General features: G+C 63.5%; 12 protein-coding genes and 1 riboswitch. Of the genes, 9 read left to right on the forward strand and 3 right to left on the reverse strand.

All coding sequences use genetic code 11. The annotated features are described in order from the left end of the window. Positions 1-119: 119 nt before the first annotated feature. Entirely contained in the window at positions 120-935 is an 816-nt protein-coding gene (locus V3314_RS07805) for a M48 family metallopeptidase (RefSeq protein ID WP_046616031.1), read from the forward strand. Positions 936-1,085: 150 nt separating this feature from the next. Here V3314_RS07805 and V3314_RS07810 read toward each other — a convergent pair whose 3' ends face one another. From V3314_RS07810 to V3314_RS07820, 3 genes are all read right to left on the reverse strand, one after another. Further along, positions 1,086-1,670: a TMEM165/GDT1 family protein gene (locus tag V3314_RS07810; RefSeq protein ID WP_153670671.1), complete on the reverse strand. Its 585-nt coding sequence runs from the start codon at positions 1,668-1,670 to the stop codon at positions 1,086-1,088. 88 nt (positions 1,671-1,758) lie between these two features. Beyond that, positions 1,759-1,898: riboswitch (yybP-ykoY riboswitch) on the reverse strand. 39 nt (positions 1,899-1,937) lie between these two features. Further along, positions 1,938-2,936, reverse strand: coding sequence for a class I SAM-dependent methyltransferase (locus V3314_RS07815; protein WP_046616033.1), 999 nt, complete (start codon positions 2,934-2,936; stop codon positions 1,938-1,940). 53 nt (positions 2,937-2,989) lie between these two features. After that, complete coding sequence (locus tag V3314_RS07820) at positions 2,990-3,955, reverse strand: 2-hydroxyacid dehydrogenase (protein WP_046616034.1); 966 nt, start codon at positions 3,953-3,955, stop codon at positions 2,990-2,992. A gap of 294 nt (positions 3,956-4,249) precedes the next feature. Between V3314_RS07820 and V3314_RS07825 the strand changes: the two genes are divergently transcribed. From V3314_RS07825 to V3314_RS07860, 8 genes are all read left to right on the forward strand, one after another. After that, positions 4,250-5,932 carry a fatty acid--CoA ligase gene (locus V3314_RS07825; protein WP_135002845.1) on the forward strand — a complete coding sequence of 561 codons (1,683 nt, stop codon included), beginning with the start codon at positions 4,250-4,252 and terminating at the stop codon, positions 5,930-5,932. Between the two features lie 331 nt (positions 5,933-6,263). Beyond that, complete coding sequence (locus V3314_RS07830) at positions 6,264-8,150, forward strand: DUF1302 domain-containing protein (protein ID WP_046616036.1); 1,887 nt, start codon at positions 6,264-6,266, stop codon at positions 8,148-8,150. A 25-nt stretch (positions 8,151-8,175) separates the two neighbouring features. Then, positions 8,176-9,540: a DUF1329 domain-containing protein gene (locus tag V3314_RS07835; RefSeq protein WP_338460112.1), complete on the forward strand. Its 1,365-nt coding sequence runs from the start codon at positions 8,176-8,178 to the stop codon at positions 9,538-9,540. Positions 9,541-9,877: 337 nt separating this feature from the next. Beyond that, positions 9,878-12,595, forward strand: a complete 2,718-nt coding sequence (locus V3314_RS07840) for a LuxR C-terminal-related transcriptional regulator (protein WP_338460113.1) — start codon at positions 9,878-9,880, stop codon at positions 12,593-12,595. A 159-nt stretch (positions 12,596-12,754) separates the two neighbouring features. Beyond that, complete coding sequence (locus V3314_RS07845) at positions 12,755-14,362, forward strand: response regulator (protein WP_025337710.1); 1,608 nt, start codon at positions 12,755-12,757, stop codon at positions 14,360-14,362. Beyond that, positions 14,359-15,051, forward strand: a complete 693-nt coding sequence (locus V3314_RS07850; RefSeq protein ID WP_046616040.1) for a HAMP domain-containing sensor histidine kinase — start codon at positions 14,359-14,361, stop codon at positions 15,049-15,051. The genes V3314_RS07845 and V3314_RS07850 overlap by 4 nt, the downstream gene beginning before the upstream one ends. A gap of 116 nt (positions 15,052-15,167) precedes the next feature. Next, complete coding sequence (locus V3314_RS07855) at positions 15,168-15,812, forward strand: MBL fold metallo-hydrolase (protein WP_196182860.1); 645 nt, start codon at positions 15,168-15,170, stop codon at positions 15,810-15,812. A 108-nt stretch (positions 15,813-15,920) separates the two neighbouring features. Then, positions 15,921-16,631 carry an OmpA family protein gene (locus tag V3314_RS07860; protein ID WP_046616042.1) on the forward strand — a complete coding sequence of 237 codons (711 nt, stop codon included), beginning with the start codon at positions 15,921-15,923 and terminating at the stop codon, positions 16,629-16,631. The last annotated feature ends 67 nt before the right edge of the window (positions 16,632-16,698 follow it).

Consider the following 16,698-nt stretch of genomic DNA (forward strand, 5'->3'; position numbering starts at 1 on the left):
TGTAGGAACGGGTTCACCCGCGAAGGGGCCGGCACAGGCGACGAAAATCTTCCCTGCGGCTATAGCGGCCCCAAGCGACTCGGCCTACGATACGGCGCATGTAAAAAGGGAGTGTTTTCATGCGTAAGTCTTTTGTCGTCAGCCTGTTGAGTGCTGGCATCCTGCTAGCCGGCTGCCAGGCGGTGAATACCACCAGTGGCGGTGCTGTCGGCGTCGAGCGCCAGCAGTACATGTTCAGCATGCTCTCGACCGATGAGGTCAACCAGATGTACGCCCAGTCGTACCAGCAGACCCTGGGTGAAGCATCGAGCAAAGGCGTGCTCGACAAGTCCAGCGCTGTTGCCAAGCGTGTGCAGGTAATTGCCAACCGCCTGATCGCCCAGACCCCCAAGTTCCGCCCGGATGCCGCGCAATGGAACTGGGAAGTGAACGTGATCAAGAGCGACGAGCTCAACGCCAACTGCGGCCCGGGCGGCAAGATCATCGTCTACACCGGGCTGATCGATCAGCTCAAGCTCAACGATGCGGAAATTGCTGCGGTGGTGGGTCACGAGATCGCCCACGCTCTGCGTGAGCACAGCCGCGAGGCGATGTCCAAGGCGTACGGTGTGGAAATGGCGCGCCAGGGCGCCGGCGCCCTCTTTGGCCTCGGCCAGGGTAGCATGGCCATGGCCGATACCGTGGTGAACTATGCCATGACCCTGCCCAACAGCCGGGCCAACGAGAACGAAGCCGACCTGATCGGCCTGGAGCTCTCGGCGCGTGCCGGTTACGACCCGAATGCCGCGATCACCTTGTGGAACAAGATGAGCCAGGCTTCCGAAGGCGCCCCGCCTGAGTTCATGAGCACTCACCCGGCGTCCCAGAGCCGCATTGCTTCGTTGCAGGCGGCCATTCCGAAGGTGATGCCGCTGTATCAGGCGGCCAAGAAGTAAGCCTCGACTTCCAGATGCTTACCCCTTGTAGGAGCGGCCTTGTGCTGCGAAAGGGCCAGTAAGAGCACCACATTTCCTGGTGCCTGTACCGGCCTCTTCGCAGCGCGAGGCTGCCCCTACAGGTTCGGCGTCAGCCTGTCGCCTTTCGGGTTAGCCCACCCAGCCACTGGCTTTCATCGCCGTGTACACGGCCACGATCGCCAGCACGAAGAACGCCGTGGCCGCCAGGCGACGGATCAGCGTCAGCGGCAGTTTGTCCGCTGCGAAGTTACCCGCCAGTACCACCGGCACGTTGGCAATCAGCATGCCCAGGGTGGTACCGATAATGACCATGACCAGGTGCGGATACTGTGCTGCCAGCATCACCGTGGCGACCTGGGTCTTGTCACCGATTTCAGCCAGGAAGAACGCGATCAGCGTGGTCAGGAACGGCCCGAAGCGGCGCGCCGGGTTCTCGTCGTCATCCATCTTGTCCGGAACCAGGGTCCACAGGGCAGTAGCGGTGAAGCTTGCAGCCAGGATCCAGTGCAGTGCCGAGTCGCTGAAGAAGCTGCCGACCCACGCGCCCACGGCCCCAGCCGCGGCATGGTTTGCCAGAGTGGCGGCGATGATGCCGGCGATGATCGGCCAGGGCTTGCGGAAGCGGGCGGCGAGTATGAGCGCGAGCAGTTGCGTCTTGTCGCCGATTTCGGCGAGCGCAACGATGGCGGTGGGGACCAGCAGAGATTCCAGCATCAGGATTCCTACGGGGGCGGGTCGACACGGCTATGACACGTACAGCCTCCCCGCCCCGGGTAAGGTGTGCGTGTCATAGGTCTTGTCAAACCCTGGATCCGTCTATGCGGATCTCGCCATGCAGGCTGGCATGGTGGGTCGCACGCGCCATGGTCTGTGGACCAAGTATGTTGACGCGTACCGGGCGAGCTGGGCGCTCGCGGGAGACTACTCCCCTAGGACGGTGCGGATTCTGCCTAGGCAAAACGCTTTCGGCAAGCGCTGTTTTTATCCGTGTGTTGCCCGGTAGATGCGGAAACCGTCCGCCTCGTCGCGTATCTGGCAGTTGCCCAGTGCCCCTTCGATCAGTGGCTGGTAGCGCAGGAAGCTGTTGGCAACCAGGCGCATTTCGCCACCTTTTCGCAGATGAACGGCTGATTTTTTCAGCAAGTTTTCCGATGCCTGGTAGTTGGTGTGTACCCCGGTGTGGAACGGCGGGTTGCTCAGGATCAGGCTCAGCTCGGTCGGCGCCGCGTCGATGCCGTCGCCGCTGATCACCTCGCCTTCCAGACCATTGGCGGCCAAGGTCAGGCGGCTGGCGGCCACGGCGAAGGCATCCACGTCCAGCAGGGTTACACGGCTTTGTGGATAACGGCGTTTGACTGTGGCGCCCAGCACCCCGGCACCGCAGCCGAAGTCCAGCACATGCCCGCTCGGCAGGCCGTCGAGGTGCTTGAGCAGCAGGGCGGTACCGCGATCGAGGCGGCCATGGCTGAACACGCCGGGCAGGCTGACCACTTGCAGTGGGCCGTCTTCCAGGCTGAGTTCGAAGCGTTCGGCCAGGCTTTCCAGGGGCTTGGCTTCTGGCGCGCGCTCGATGGTCACCTGCCACAGCTGGCAATGGCGGGCGCTGTCGAGCTTGCGTGGCTTGCCAAAGGCCTGCAGCTGCTTGGCCGCGCCCTCGATGCCACCGCGTTTCTCGCCGACCAGGTACAGCTCGCGGCCAGCCAGGCGCGAGGCCAGGGCGTTGAGCAGGTAGGCAGCCAGTTCGCGGGACTTGGGCAGGAACAGCACGGCGTTGTCGAAAGCCACTTCCGGTGGCTCGACCCCATAGTGGCTGCGCCCGGCGAAGCTGCTTTCGAGCATGGCATGATCGCCCGCATGCCAGGTCCAGCCCCGGGCCTGGGGCAACTGGCCGAGCAGGCCGTCGGCGGGGGCGCCGGCGAGCAGCAGCGGGCCCTGGAACAGCTCTGCCTGGCGGAGCAACACTTCACTGCGCGGGTCCATGGACGACGCCTCCTGGAAAAAGTGGCGCAGTTTATCAGAGCTGGGCGCCGCGCTCAGCTGACCACGCGGCGTGGCTGACCGGCGAAGAAGGCCTGGGCATTCTCGCTGAGCTGGCCGACGATGCGCTGGCGCGATTCCACCGCGCCCCAGGCGCTGTGCGGGGTGATGATCAGGCGCGGGATGCCGGGTTCGAGCAGCGGGTTGCCATTGACCGGCGGCTCCACGCTCAGCACGTCGGTGGCAGCGCCACCCAGGTGGCCATTGCGCAGGGCGTCGGCCAGCGCTTGTTCGTCGATCAGGCCGCCACGGGCGGTGTTGACCACCAGCGCGTTGGGCTTGAGCAGGGCCAGTTCGCGGGCCCCGAGCATGTGTCGGGTGTGCTCGTTCAGCGGGCAGTGCAGGGTCAGGGCGTCGACTTGCGGCAGCAACTCGTCCAGTGGCAAGCGGTCGGCGCGTTCCGGACGACCGGGGATCTGCCCGCTGAGCACGCGCATGCCGAAGGCTTCGGCCAACCTCGCCACCGCACCGCCCAGTTCGCCGTGGCCGAGCAGGCCAAGGGTCTTGCCCTCCAGTTCGACGATGGGGAAGTCCAGCAGGCAGAACTGGCTGGCCTTCGCCCACTGGCCGTCGGCTACCGCCTGGTTGTAATCGCACAGGCGGGTGGCCAGGGCCAGCAGCAGGGCGAGGGTGTGCTGGGCGACGGACGGTGTGCCGTAGCCTTGGCAGTTGCACACGGTGATGCCTTGGGCGCGCGCGGCCGCCAGGTCGACATTGTTGGTGCCGGTGGCGGCCACCAGGATCAGCTTCAGTTGCGGGTTGGCTGCCAGGGTCGCGGCGTCGAGCATGACCTTGTTGCTGACTACCGCCACCGCGCCCTGCAGGCGTTCGGCGACCTGCTCCGGGCGGGTGGCGGCGAACAATTCGAACTCGTCGAACTGCTGCTTCAGGGGTGAGAGGTCGAGATCGCCCAGGTCCAGGGACTGGTGATCGAGAAACACGGCGCGACGCGGGCTGGGCATGAAGTTCTCCGAGGCTGGGCGGGATTTCGGTGTCGTGGCCATTTGCGGGTATTGCACCATTGAGAAGGCTGATGCAGTACCTGTGGGAGCGGGTTTACCCGCGAACAGGCCCTCAGCTTCACCACATGACCTGAAGCTGCCGCCGCAGTGTCTAGCTCAACCTTGCTGCCCGTCAACGCCCGCCACTCATACCCTCATCATGCAAATCATTCCTTCGGCTGATTTAGCCGTCACATTGGCGAACTACAGTAGTTCCCAGACTTGTCCGGCCCGCTTTTCAGAAAAGGGATACCCATGTTGCAGACCCGCATCATCAAGCCCGCCGAGGGCGCCTACGCCTACCCCCTGCTCATCAAGCGCCTGCTGATGTCTGGCAGCCGCTATGAAAAGACCCGCGAAATCGTCTACCGCGACCAGTTGCGGCTGACCTACCCACAACTGAACGAGCGCATCGCGCGCTTGGCCAACGTGCTGACCGAAGCCGGAGTAAAGGCCGGTGACACCGTGGCGGTGATGGATTGGGACAGCCACCGCTACCTGGAGTGCATGTTCGCCATCCCGATGATCGGCGCGGTGGTGCACACCATCAACGTACGCCTGTCGCCCGAGCAGATTCTGTACACCATGAACCACGCCGAAGACCGCGTGGTGCTGGTCAACAGCGACTTCGTCGGCCTGTACCAGGCCATCGCGGGGCAACTGACTACCGTCGACAAGACCCTTCTGCTGACTGACGGCCCAGACAAGACAGCCGAGCTGCCCAACCTGGTGGGTGAGTACGAGCAACTGCTGGCCGCTGCCAGCCCGCACTACGACTTCCCGGACTTCGACGAGAACTCGGTGGCCACTACCTTCTACACCACCGGCACCACCGGCAACCCCAAGGGGGTGTACTTCACCCACCGGCAGCTGGTGCTGCATACCCTGGCTGAAGCTTCGGTGACCGGTAGCATCGACAGCGTGCGCCTGCTGGGCAGCAACGATGTGTACATGCCCATCACGCCGATGTTCCACGTGCACGCCTGGGGCATTCCCTACGCAGCCACCATGCTCGGCATGAAACAGGTGTATCCGGGGCGCTATGAGCCGGACATGCTGATCAAGCTGTGGCGCGAAGAGAAAGTCACCTTCTCCCATTGCGTGCCGACCATCCTGCAGATGCTGCTCAACTGCCCAAACTCTCAAGGCCAGGACTTCGGCGGCTGGAAGATCATTATCGGCGGCAGCGCACTCAACCGCTCGTTGTACCAGGCCGCCCTGGCACGCGGCATACAGCTGACCGCCGCGTATGGCATGTCCGAGACCTGCCCGCTGATTTCCGCCGCCCACCTGAACGATGAGCTGCAGGCCGGCAGCGAGGATGAGCGCGTCACCTACCGCATCAAGGCCGGCGTGCCGGTGCCGCTGGTCGAGGCAGCCATCGTCGACGGCGACGGCAACTTCCTGCCCGCCGATGGTGAAACCCAGGGCGAGCTGGTGCTACGGGCGCCGTGGCTGACCATGGGCTACTTCAAGGAGGCGCAGAAGAGCGAGGAGCTGTGGCAGGGCGGCTGGTTGCACACCGGTGATGTCGCCACGCTTGATGGCATGGGCTACATCGACATCCGCGACCGCATCAAGGATGTGATCAAGACTGGTGGCGAGTGGATTTCCTCGCTCGACCTCGAAGACCTGATCAGCCGCCACCCGGCTGTGCGCGAAGTGGCAGTGGTGGGGGTGGCCGACCCGCAGTGGGGTGAACGCCCGTTTGCCCTGCTGGTGGTGCGCGAAGACCAGGTCATTGACGCCAAGGCGCTGAAGGAGCACCTCAAGCCCTTTGTCGAGCAAGGGCACATCAACAAGTGGGCGATTCCAAGCCAGATCGCCGTTGTTACTGAAATTCCCAAGACCAGTGTCGGCAAGCTCGACAAGAAACGCATCCGCCAGGACATCGTCCAGTGGCAGGCCAGCAACAGCGCGTTCCTCTCCACGCTGTAACCGCCATGCGGGTCGCGTATCGCAGCACGCGACCCGCATGCTAGAGGGGTGGAACCTTGCCAAACGGCAGAAATACGCCATCCTTTAGCACTGCCAGCACGCAGCCGGGACAACATGGCAGCGAGTTGGCCGCACGGAGCGCAAATCACACTTTAGAGGGATCAAGCGCCTGTGCCTTGCTGGCTATAGTCGGGGCCAGGGGATTTTCAGGAATGGGGGAGGCGACATGCGCAAGCCGTGTCGCCACAGGCGCAAGCCTGCAAACCGGTCGCTCGGGCCGTTCTTGAAAGGACTCACTGCCATAACAAAAAAAGTACATGGAGTAGCGTCGATGAAATCTGCAAACCTGTTCTGGCGCCGGGCCAAGTTGCCCCTGGCCGTCAGCCTTGCTTCCACGCTCGCAAGTCCTGCTTTCGCTGTCAGTTTCAACATTGGTGAAATCGAAGGCCAGTTCGACTCGTCGCTCTCCATCGGCGCCAGCTGGTCGACGGCCAACCCCAACAAGAACCTGATCGGGGTGAACAACGGCGGCAAGGGCCTGTCGCAGACATCCGACGATGGCCACCTGAACTTCAAGAAGGGCGAAACCTTCTCCAAGATCTTCAAGGGCATCCATGACCTGGAGCTCAAGTACGGCGACACCGGCGTGTTTGTCCGCGGCAAGTACTGGTACGACTTCGAACTGAAGGACGAAGGCCGCGAGTTCAAGGACATCAGCGACTCCAACCGCAAGGAAGGCGCCAAATCGTCCGGTGCCGAGCTGCTCGACGCTTTCGTCTACCACAACTACTCCATCGGCGATCAGCCAGGCTCGGTGCGCCTGGGCAAGCAGGTGGTGAGCTGGGGTGAAAGTACCTTCATCGGTGGCGGCATCAACTCGATCAACCCTATCGACGTGTCGGCGTTTCGCCGCCCGGGGGCCGAGATCAAGGAAGGCCTGATCCCGGTCAACATGTTCTACATCTCGCAAAGCCTGACCGACAACCTGTCGGCCGAGGCCTTCTATCAGATCGAATGGGACCAGACGGTCGTCGACAACTGCGGCACCTTCTTCTCCCAGCCGGACATCATTGCCGACGGCTGTACCGACAACCTGCGCGTGCTCAACAGCAGTCGCACAGTGCCGGGGGCGGCGCAGCAATTCCTTGCCACCCGTGGCGTGAACATCAACGAAGAAGGGGTGATGGTGCGCCGCGGCGCCGACCGCGATGCGCGTGACAGCGGCCAGTTTGGCGTGGCAATGCGCTACATGTTCGAGCCGCTGGACACCGAGTTTGGCGCCTACTTCATGAACTACCACAGCCGTGCGCCAATCTTCAGTGCCACCGGGGCCGCGCCTTCAGTGTTCGCCGGGCTGAGCGCCCTGCCTGCACAGCTGCGCGCATTGGCACCGCTGATCGTGGCAGGTAACTCCGAATACTTCGTCGAATACCCCGAGGACATCCGCCTCTATGGCTTGAGCTTCTCTACCACGTTGCCCACCGGGACCGCCTGGAGCGGCGAACTCAGCTACCGCCCCAACGCACCGGTGCAACTGAATACCACGGATATCCTGTTCGCCGGGGTCCGCCCCATTGGCGGCGCCTTGAGCAACGCTTCGCTACTGACCGGTACGCCGGGGCAGGACTTGCACGGGTATCGCCGCAAGGAGATCACTCAGTTCCAGACCACCCTCACGCATTTCTTCGACCAGGTAATGGGCGCCAGCCGCATGACCGTGGTGGGCGAGCTGGGTGTCACCCATGTGGGCGGCCTGGAGAGTGCCCACGATACTCGCTACGGTCGCGACCCGGTGTTCGGTCCAGGCCCGCTGCCATCCACCGGTGGGGCAAACACCTGTCAGGCCCTGAATGCCAGCACCATCGCAGGCGCTGGTGCTGGTGCCTCCACCGCCAACCTGAGCCGCAACTGCGAGAACGATGGCTTTACCACCAGCACGTCCTGGGGTTACCGCGCCCGAGTCATCTGGGACTACAACGACGTCTTTGCCGGGGTCAACCTGAAGCCAAGCGTGGCCTGGTCGCATGATGTTTCCGGCTATTCGCCTGGCCCTGGCGCCAACTTCGAGGAGGGCCGCAAGGCTGTCAGCCTGGGCCTGGACGCCGAGTACCAGAACACCTACACGGCAAGCCTGTCGTACACCAACTTCTTCGATGGCGAGTACACCACCGTGGATGACCGCGACTTCGTCGCGCTCAGCTTCGGCGTGAACTTCTAAGCATTCAGATCCAGGACGACACGACATGAACAAGACCAGAAGTCTGCTGCAAGCCGGTGTGCTGGGCCTGTCCCTGCTGGCGACCAGCGTCATGGCTGCAGTATCCGCCGACGAGGCGGCCAAGCTGGGCAGTACCCTGACCCCGATGGGCGCCGAAAAGGCTGGCAACGCCGATGGCTCCATCGGGCCGTGGGAACCGCTGTCCAAGAGCGCGGGCAGCGTCGACGGCAAGGGCTTCCTGTCCGACCCGTACGGCAGTGACAAGCCGCTGTTCACCATCACCGCGCAGAACGCCGACCAGTACAAGGACAAGCTCTCGCCGGGCCAGCTGGCCATGCTCAAGCGCTATCCGGATACCTTCAAGATCCCGGTATTCAAGACCCATCGCGGTTCCACGGTGCCGGCCGATGTGTTCGCTGCCATCAAGGAAAACGCTACCAAAACCACCCTGGTCGAAGGCGGCAACGGTCTGAACAACTTCCGCACGGCTGTACCGTTCCCGATCCCGAAAAGCGGCCTGGAGGTGATCTGGAACCACATCACCCGCTACCGGGGCGGTAGCGTCAGCCGTCTGGTGACCCAGGCAACGCCGCAGCAGAACGGCTCTTTCAACCCGGTGTACTTCTCCGACCAGTTCGTCTTCCGCGAAAGAATGAAGGATTACGATCCGAGCAACCCGGGCAACATCCTGTTCTACTTCAAGCAGGAAGTGACCGCGCCTGCGCGCCTGGCCGGTACCGTGCTGCTGGTACACGAAACCCTCGACCAGGTGAAGGAACCGCGCAAGGCGTGGATCTACAACGCCGGTCAGCGCCGCGTACGCCAGGCACCACAAGTGTCGTACGACGGCCCGGGTACCGCCGCCGACGGTTTGCGCACCTCCGACAACCTGGACATGTTCAACGGTGCGCCAGACCGCTATGACTGGAAGCTGGAAGGCAAGAAGGAGATGTACATCGCGTCCAACGCCTTCAAGCTCGACGACCCCAAGCTCAAGTACACCGACATCATCAAGGCCGGGCACATCAATCAGGACCTGGCCCGTTACGAGTTGCGCCGTGTATGGCACGTGGTCGCCACCCTCAAGCCGGGCCAGCGGCACATCTATGCCAAGCGTGACTTCTACATCGACGAGGACACCTGGCAGGCTGCGGTGATTGACCAGTACGACGGCCGTGGCCAACTGTGGCGCGTGTCCGAGGCACATGCCCAGCCGTACTACAACGTGGAAGTGCCGTGGTACACCCTGGAGGCCATCTATGACCTGCAGTCTGGCCGTTACCTGGCCCTGGGCATGAAGAACGAAGAGAAGCGCGCCTACGACTTCGGCTTCAGCGCCAGCAAGGCGGACTTCCAGCCTGCGGCACTGCGCCAGTCGGGTATTCGCTAAGTATCGCGCAACCTCGGAGCGCCCCGGCTTGCCCGGGGCGTTTCATTTTCCTGTACCGGCCCCTTCGCGGGTGAACCCGCTCCCACAGGTACTGCACTGCACTTGAAACGTGCAATCCCTGTGGGGCCGGGTTCACCCGCGAAGAGGCCGGTACAGGCAATAAACCTGCTGAATACCTCCCCAAACCCCCGCCCCAGCCCCTGTCCATCAGACGTGTTGCTTTTTGTCGCAGTCTTTTCCAGGGGAATTGAGCCCATCATCTTCAAATGGGCAGCGTTACCCGCTAGTCTCGCAAGCATCCATACCGCCGTAGTCTTCCAACCAGAACGAGCCGGCCATGACAGATCTGTCCCGTACGCATGGATTCACCAGCCAGGCCCTGGGCCTGCTGGACGGGCGTTTCTTCCGGCCGCCCTTGCCGGACGGCCATGTACCGCGCCTGCGCCTGTGTCAGCGGCTGCAAGCCGGCCTCGGCGGGCGGCTGTTGCTGGTCAATGCCCCGGCGGGTTTCGGCAAAAGCTCCCTGGCCATTGAATTTTGCGAAGCGCTGCCCGAGCACTGGCGTAGCCTGTGGCTGGGCCTGAGCCAACGGGATGCCGACCCTGGCCGCTTTCTCGAACGCTTGCTCGAAGGCCTGCAACAATATTGCCCGGCACTGGGTGGCCAGGCCATGGGCCTGCTGAAAATGCGCCAGCGCCACCAGCCGTTCGCCTTCGAGGAATGGCTCGACGGCCTGCTCGACGAGCTGGCGTTGTACCTGCAAGCCGATACTCCCTTGTTGCTGGTGCTGGACGACTATCATCTGGCCCAGGGGCCAGTGCTCGATCGTTGCCTGCAGTTCTTCCTCAACCACCTGCCCCCCGGCCTGGTACTGCTGGTCACCAGCCGCCAGCGCCCGGACTGGCACCTGGCGCGCCTGCGCCTGTCGCGGCAACTGGTCGAGCTCAACGAACAGGACTTGCGCCTGACCGCCGAAGAATCGCTGGCGGTGATCGGCCGTCAACCCACCGGCCTGCGCGGCCAGGCCCTGGACAACCTGATCCAGCGCAGCGACGGTTGGGTGGCCGGGTTGCGTTTCTGGCAACTGGCTGCCAGCGAGTCCGCTGACGACCAGGCCTTGCCCCAGGCCTTGCATGGTGGTGAGGGCCTGATCCGCGACTATCTGCTGGAAGAAGTCATCGACATGCTGCCCGCCGACGTGCAGGCCTTCCTGTACGAAACGGCCTGCCAGGAGCGTTTCTGCGCTCCGTTGTGCGATGCCGTGCGCGGCCGCCACGACAGTGCCTCGATCCTGCGCTTCCTGCAGGCGCACCAGGTGTTTCTGGTGCCGCTGGACGAGCATGGCCACTGGTTCCGCTATCACCACCTGTTCTCCGACCTGCTGCGCAGCCGCCAGGCCAGCGAGCCGCTGGCCAGCCTGCAGTTGCGTGCCTGCCGCTGGTTCGAAAGCCAGGGCCTGCTGGACGAAGCGGTGGAGCAGGCGCTGCGGGCCGGTCACCTCGATGTCGCGGCCGACCTGGTGCAGAGCCTGTCCGAGGAGCAACTGCTGGCCGAACAGAACGTCGGCATGCTGCTGCGCTGGAAGATGGACCTGCCCGACAGCCTGTTGATAAGCACGCCGCGGTTGATCGTGTTGTACAGCTGGGCGTTGGGCCTGGCGTGCCAGCTGGACGCGGCCGAGGAGCTGGCGGGGTATCTCAGCCGCTTCCTGCCCGCGCCTTCGGCGACCGCGCAAAAGTCCATGCTGGCCCAGTGGCTGGCGCTCAGTGGTGTGATCGCCCGTGGCCGTGGCGACCGCGAGCGCACCCTGGCCTATTGCGGCGAAGCGCTGCAGAGCCTGCCGAGCAAGCGTTATGGCCAACGCCTGGTGTGCCTGTCGACGCTGTCCAACCTGGCGATTGCCGATGGCGACTTCTGGCGGGCCCGTGGCTGGAACCGCGAGGCCCTGGAGCTGGCCCAGCGCGTTGGCAACCCATTGTTCGAGGCCCTGGCCCATTACGACCGGGCGCGGGTGCTGCATGCCCGTGGCGAGGTGTTGCGCGCGCTGGACGAAGTGCGCGAGGGGCTTCAGCGCCTGCAAGGGCTGTCGGCACAGCGGCTGTATGCCGTGCGCGCCCGCCTGACGCTTTACGAAGGGTACCTGCTGGTATCGCGTCTGCAGCCGTCCCAGGGCCGTGCCCGGTTGCGTGCGGGATTGGGCGAGGCGCGGGCCTGCCGCGATATCAGCGTGCTCATCGGCCACTGCGTGATCGCTACGCTCGATGGCCGCGAAGGGCACTTTGCCGAGGCTTTTGCCGAACTGGCCGAGGCCGAGCGGCTGATGCACATCTGGGATGTGCCGCCGGTCTACTACCTGGCCATGATCACGCTGGTCAAATGCGAATTGTGGCTGGCACAGGGGCGCATCGACCTGGCCGAGTCCTGGTTGCTGCGCCTGGGCCAGACCTACGGTGGCGAGCAACCGGCGGCGGCCCCGGAGTTCCACCCGTTGCTGCCGTTGCACATCGCCTTGCAGCAGGCATCGCTCGAGCGTATCCAGGCGCGTAGCGGCGACGCGGCGCAACGCCTGGCCAGCCTGGTCGAGCACGGCCAGGCCAGTGGCGGCATGATGCTCAGCGTCAGTGCCCTGTGCCAGTGGCTTGGCTTGTTGCTGGGCGAAGGCCGGGAAGGGCAGGCCGCCCAGTTGTTGCCACGGTTGCTGGAGGCAGCCCAGGGCGGCGTGCTGCAACCGTTCCAGCCTCTGCTGGAGCAGCACCCGCAGTGGCTTCTCGAACAGCTGCGGGCTGTTGCCGCTTGCCCGGTGCAGGCCGAGCTGCTCAAACGCCTGCCGCAGATGCCAAGCACCAGCACCGGCAGCGGCGAAGCCCTGAGTAGCCGCGAGCTGGCCGTGCTCGAGCTGATTGCCCAGGGTTGTTCCAACCAGCAGATCAGCGAGCGGCTGTTCATTTCCCTGCACACGGTGAAAACCCACGCCAGCCATATCAACAGCAAGCTGGGGGTGGAGCGGCGTACCCAGGCGGTGGCCAAGGCCAAGTCCCTGGGGCTGTTGGCGTGATCCTGGCCCTCCAGGGCCTTGCTCGCTAAAGTGGTGGCACAAGGCTTTGGTTCGTGGCCGCCAACGCTCTACCCTCATCTTTCCCGACCAACTGCCGATACAGCTATCGGTGGCATCGCCTCGCGCGATTTTTCAATTATTCCAAGGCAGGTCGTGTTGATGCTGCAGTACGGGCAAAAGAGCTTTCTGATCGTCGACGACTTTACCGACTTTCGCACGTCGACCCGTTCCATGCTGCGCGAGCTGGGCGTACGTGACGTGGACACCGCCGACAGCGGCGAGCAGGCGCTGCGCATGTGCGCGCAAAAGCGTTATGACGTCATCCTGCAGGACTTCCACCTGGGCGACGGCAAGAAGAACGGCCAGCAGGTGCTCGAAGACCTGATCCTCGACAAGCACATCAGCCATGAGTGCATATTCATCATGGTCACGGCCGAGAGCAGCCAGGCCATTGTCCTCAGCGCCATCGAGCACGAGCCTGATGCCTACCTGACCAAACCATTCAACCGGGTTGGCCTGGCCCAGCGCGTGGAGAAGCTTTACCAGCGCAAGACCCTGCTCAAGCCGATACTGCAGGCTTTGGACCGCAATCGCCCGGCCGAAGTGCTGGCGGCCTGTGCCGAGTTGTGCAAGCGCGACCCGCGCCTGGCCCCGCTGTGCCTGCGTTATCGGGCCGATGCCTTGCGCAACCTCAACCGTTTCGAGGAGCTGGAGAAGTTCCTCAAGGCCATCCTGGCCAGCCGCCCGCAGCCGTGGGTGTACTCGGCGTTGGGCAGCCTGATGCACAAACGTGGCCAGAACGCCCAGGCCCAGGGCGTGTACGAGCAGGCGCTAAAGGCCTTTCCGATCATGCCAGGCCTGTACGATGGCATGGCCGAGGTGCTGGTGGCCCAAGGCGAAACCAGGCGTGCGCAGAACATGCTTGAAGAGGCCGTGCGCCTGTCGCCGCTATCGGTGCGCCGGCAGTCGACGCTGGGCAAGCTGGCGTTGGAAAACGAAGATTTCGAAAGTGCCTCGAAGGCGTTCCGCCATGCGGTGAACCAGGGCCAGAGCTCACGCTACAAGGACCCTGAGAACAACCTGGGGCTGGTGCAGGCGCTGATGAGCAGGAATGCCGGCTTTGGCCTGGATGCGCGCACCCGGGTCGAGATCAACAGCACGCTGAGCGAAGTGGCCAAGGAAAACCCCGAGGACCAGGGCCTGCAGGTGCGTGCCCGCATGATGAAGGCCGCCAGCCTGCAGCAGGCCGGCGACCCTGAAACGGCTGCCAAGCTGACCGAACAGGCGATCCAGCGCCTGGACAAGATGAACCAGTTCTTCTCGGTCGATTCGGCCCTGACCGTTGCCGCGCAGTTGCAGGCCATGGGGCAGGAAGCCGCTGCCATCGGTGTACTGAGGAGCTGTGTGGAAAGTTATGGCGACGACCCCAAGGTCATGGAGAGGGTCGGCAAGCTGACGGACGATCCCAGCGTGCTCAACGCCATTACCGAAGCGGTCACCCTCAATCGCCAGGGTGTGCGCAGTTACCAGGGGGGGCAGCTCGGCGAGGCGTTGCAGCTGTTCCGCAAGGCGCTGGGTTTGCAGCCGAAGAACATCAGCATTGCCCTCAACACTGCCCAGGCGCTGCTGCGCATCGGCGGAGACAGCCCTCAGCCCGCCATCATGCAGGAGTGTCGCGACGCCCTGACCAGCGTGGCCGGCATACCTGCCAGCGACAACCGCTACGACCGCTACCGCAAACTGCACATCCGAGTGTTCGGCGCATGAATCAAGATAACCAGGGGCTTGATTTTTCCACGGTGATCGCCTCCACCGTGCACGACCTTAAGAATTCCCTGTCGGCGCTGATCCAGTCCCACAACCAGTGGATGCAGCGCTTGCCCGAGGAACTGCGCGGTGGTGCCGAGCAGGGGGCGATGGAGCATGAATTTCGCCACCTCAACGGCATGCTGGTGCAGTTGCTGGGTTTGTACAAACTGGGCGTGAACCAGTTGCCGGTGTGCCCGGACTACCATGAACTGGACGATTTCATCGAAGCCCAGCTGGCCGCGCACGAGGAAGTGCTCAAGCACAAGGACATCCTTGCGACCTGGCGTATCGACACCGACAACCCGCTGGGCTTCTTCGACCGCGAGCTTGTGGCCTCGGTGATCGCCAACGTGATCACCAACGCCACCCGCTTTGCCGCGCATGCCTTGCTGATCACCATCGAAGAGGCAGACAACCAGTTGGCCATCTGCGTCAACGATGACGGCCCGGGTTATCCACAGCGCATGCTAGAGCGCCAGGAAGAATTCATCCAGGGTATCGACTCGACCAGCGGCAGTACCGGCCTGGGTCTGTATTTTGCGGCGCGGATCGCGGCACTGCATGAAAGCGGCGGGGTGCGCGGGCGGATCGAGATCTCCAATGGCGGCGCGCTTGGGGGTGGGTTGTTCAGGTTGTTCTTGCCTTAGGATGTATGGCGCTCGATCTCACAGGCGCCACACATCTCAAGACATGAACCTCGTGCACCCACCCCAATTTCCTGTCAGGCTCTCAGCAGAACTCCAGCTTTGCCATCGAGAACACCATGACCCAAGCCCCGCCTGCGCTCATCCGCGAAACCTTCCCCGTAGGCCCCCTGCAATGCAATTGCACCCTGATCGGCGACCCGCTTACCAAAAAGGCCATCGTCGTCGACCCGGGCGGTGACCCGGACAAGATCCTGGCTCGCCTGCAGGCCCACGGCCTGACGCTGGTGAGCATCATCCACACCCACGCGCACTTCGATCACTTCCTTGCCTCGGGCAAGCTCAAGGAACTGACCGGCGCGACGCTGCACCTGCACAAGGATGACCAGGCGCTGTGGGACAACCTGGAAATGCAGTGCCAGATGTTCGGCGTGCCCTACACCCCTGTGCCTGCACCCGACCGCTGGCTGGGGGATGACGAGGAGCTGGCCTGCGGTTGTGGCGTGGCCTTGCATACGCCAGGCCACACGCCGGGCTCGATGAGCTTCTGGTTTGCCGATGCCAAGCTGCTGATTGCCGGCGATACTCTGTTCCGCCGTGGCATTGGCCGTACCGATTTGTGGGGTGGCGATCAGCGGGCCATCGTCCGTTCGATCAAGGAGCGCCTGTACCGGCTGGACGAGGAGGCAATCGTGGTGACCGGCCACGGGGCGGATACCCGCTTGGGTGACGAAATGCGTGAAAACCCCTTCGTGCGTGCCTGATGGCACATGAAGGCACTTTCATGGAATTTTTCGTTGCCGATGCAATCCAAGGCTGGCATAGATCCGTTTATGATCTGCCGCATTCATGAATTCAGTAGGAGCTTGTCCATGTTCACCATGCGTCGTCTGATTATCGTCGCAACCGCCGCTGCCTTGATGACCGGCTGTGCCGGCCAGAACCCTTATGACAGCCAGGGGCAGGCGCAGGGCTCCACAGGGATGAGCAAGACCGCCAAGTACGGCGGCCTGGGCGCGCTGGCCGGTGCTATCGCCGGTGCCGCCATCGACCACAACAACCGTGGCAAGGGTGCACTGATTGGTGCTGCTGCCGTGGGTGCCGCCGCAGCCGGTTATGGCTACTACGCTGACAAGCAGGAAGCCGAGCTGCGCGCGCAGATGGCCAATACCGGCGTTGAAGTGCAGCGCCAGGGTGACCAGATCAAGCTGATCATGCCGGGCAACATCACCTTCGCCACCGACTCGGCCAACATCGCGCCAAGCTTCTACTCGCCGCTGAACAACCTGGCCGGTTCGTTCAAGCAGTTCAACCAGAACACCATCGAAGTGGTCGGCTTCACCGACAGCACTGGCAGCCGCCAGCACAACATGGACCTGTCCCAGCGCCGTGCGCAGGCGGTCAGCACCTATCTGACCTCGCAGGGTGTGGATGCCTCGCGTATTTCCGTACGTGGCATGGGCCCGGACCAGCCGATCGCCAGCAACGCCGACGCCAATGGCCGCGCGCAGAACCGCCGGGTGGAAGTGAACCTGAAGCCGATTCCGGGTCAGCAGTATGACCAGGGGCAGGTTCAGCAGTAAGGCATCAATCCTGGGGCCGCTTTGCGGCCCATCGCCGGCAAGCCAGCTCCCACAGGTACTGCACAAG

This window comes from Pseudomonas sp. TE3-3-F2023, from assembly GCF_036784815.1.
GTDB classification, from domain to species: domain Bacteria; phylum Pseudomonadota; class Gammaproteobacteria; order Pseudomonadales; family Pseudomonadaceae; genus Aquipseudomonas; species Aquipseudomonas pudica.

What these genes read in the sequence shown, in the direction of transcription:
- V3314_RS07805 (WP_046616031.1), top strand. Translation starts at nt 120, where the DNA reads ATGCGTAAGTCTTTTGTCGTCAGCCTGTTGAGTGCTGGCATCCTGCTA.
- V3314_RS07810 (WP_153670671.1), bottom strand. Translation starts at nt 1,670, where the DNA reads ATGCTGGAATCTCTGCTGGTCCCCACCGCCATCGTTGCGCTCGCCGAA.
- V3314_RS07815 (WP_046616033.1), bottom strand. Translation starts at nt 2,936, where the DNA reads ATGGACCCGCGCAGTGAAGTGTTGCTCCGCCAGGCAGAGCTGTTCCAG.
- V3314_RS07820 (WP_046616034.1), bottom strand. Translation starts at nt 3,955, where the DNA reads ATGCCCAGCCCGCGTCGCGCCGTGTTTCTCGATCACCAGTCCCTGGAC.
- V3314_RS07825 (WP_135002845.1), top strand. Translation starts at nt 4,250, where the DNA reads ATGTTGCAGACCCGCATCATCAAGCCCGCCGAGGGCGCCTACGCCTAC.
- V3314_RS07830 (WP_046616036.1), top strand. Translation starts at nt 6,264, where the DNA reads ATGAAATCTGCAAACCTGTTCTGGCGCCGGGCCAAGTTGCCCCTGGCC.
- V3314_RS07835 (WP_338460112.1), top strand. Translation starts at nt 8,176, where the DNA reads ATGAACAAGACCAGAAGTCTGCTGCAAGCCGGTGTGCTGGGCCTGTCC.
- V3314_RS07840 (WP_338460113.1), top strand. Translation starts at nt 9,878, where the DNA reads ATGACAGATCTGTCCCGTACGCATGGATTCACCAGCCAGGCCCTGGGC.
- V3314_RS07845 (WP_025337710.1), top strand. Translation starts at nt 12,755, where the DNA reads ATGCTGCAGTACGGGCAAAAGAGCTTTCTGATCGTCGACGACTTTACC.
- V3314_RS07850 (WP_046616040.1), top strand. Translation starts at nt 14,359, where the DNA reads ATGAATCAAGATAACCAGGGGCTTGATTTTTCCACGGTGATCGCCTCC.
- V3314_RS07855 (WP_196182860.1), top strand. Translation starts at nt 15,168, where the DNA reads ATGACCCAAGCCCCGCCTGCGCTCATCCGCGAAACCTTCCCCGTAGGC.
- V3314_RS07860 (WP_046616042.1), top strand. Translation starts at nt 15,921, where the DNA reads ATGTTCACCATGCGTCGTCTGATTATCGTCGCAACCGCCGCTGCCTTG.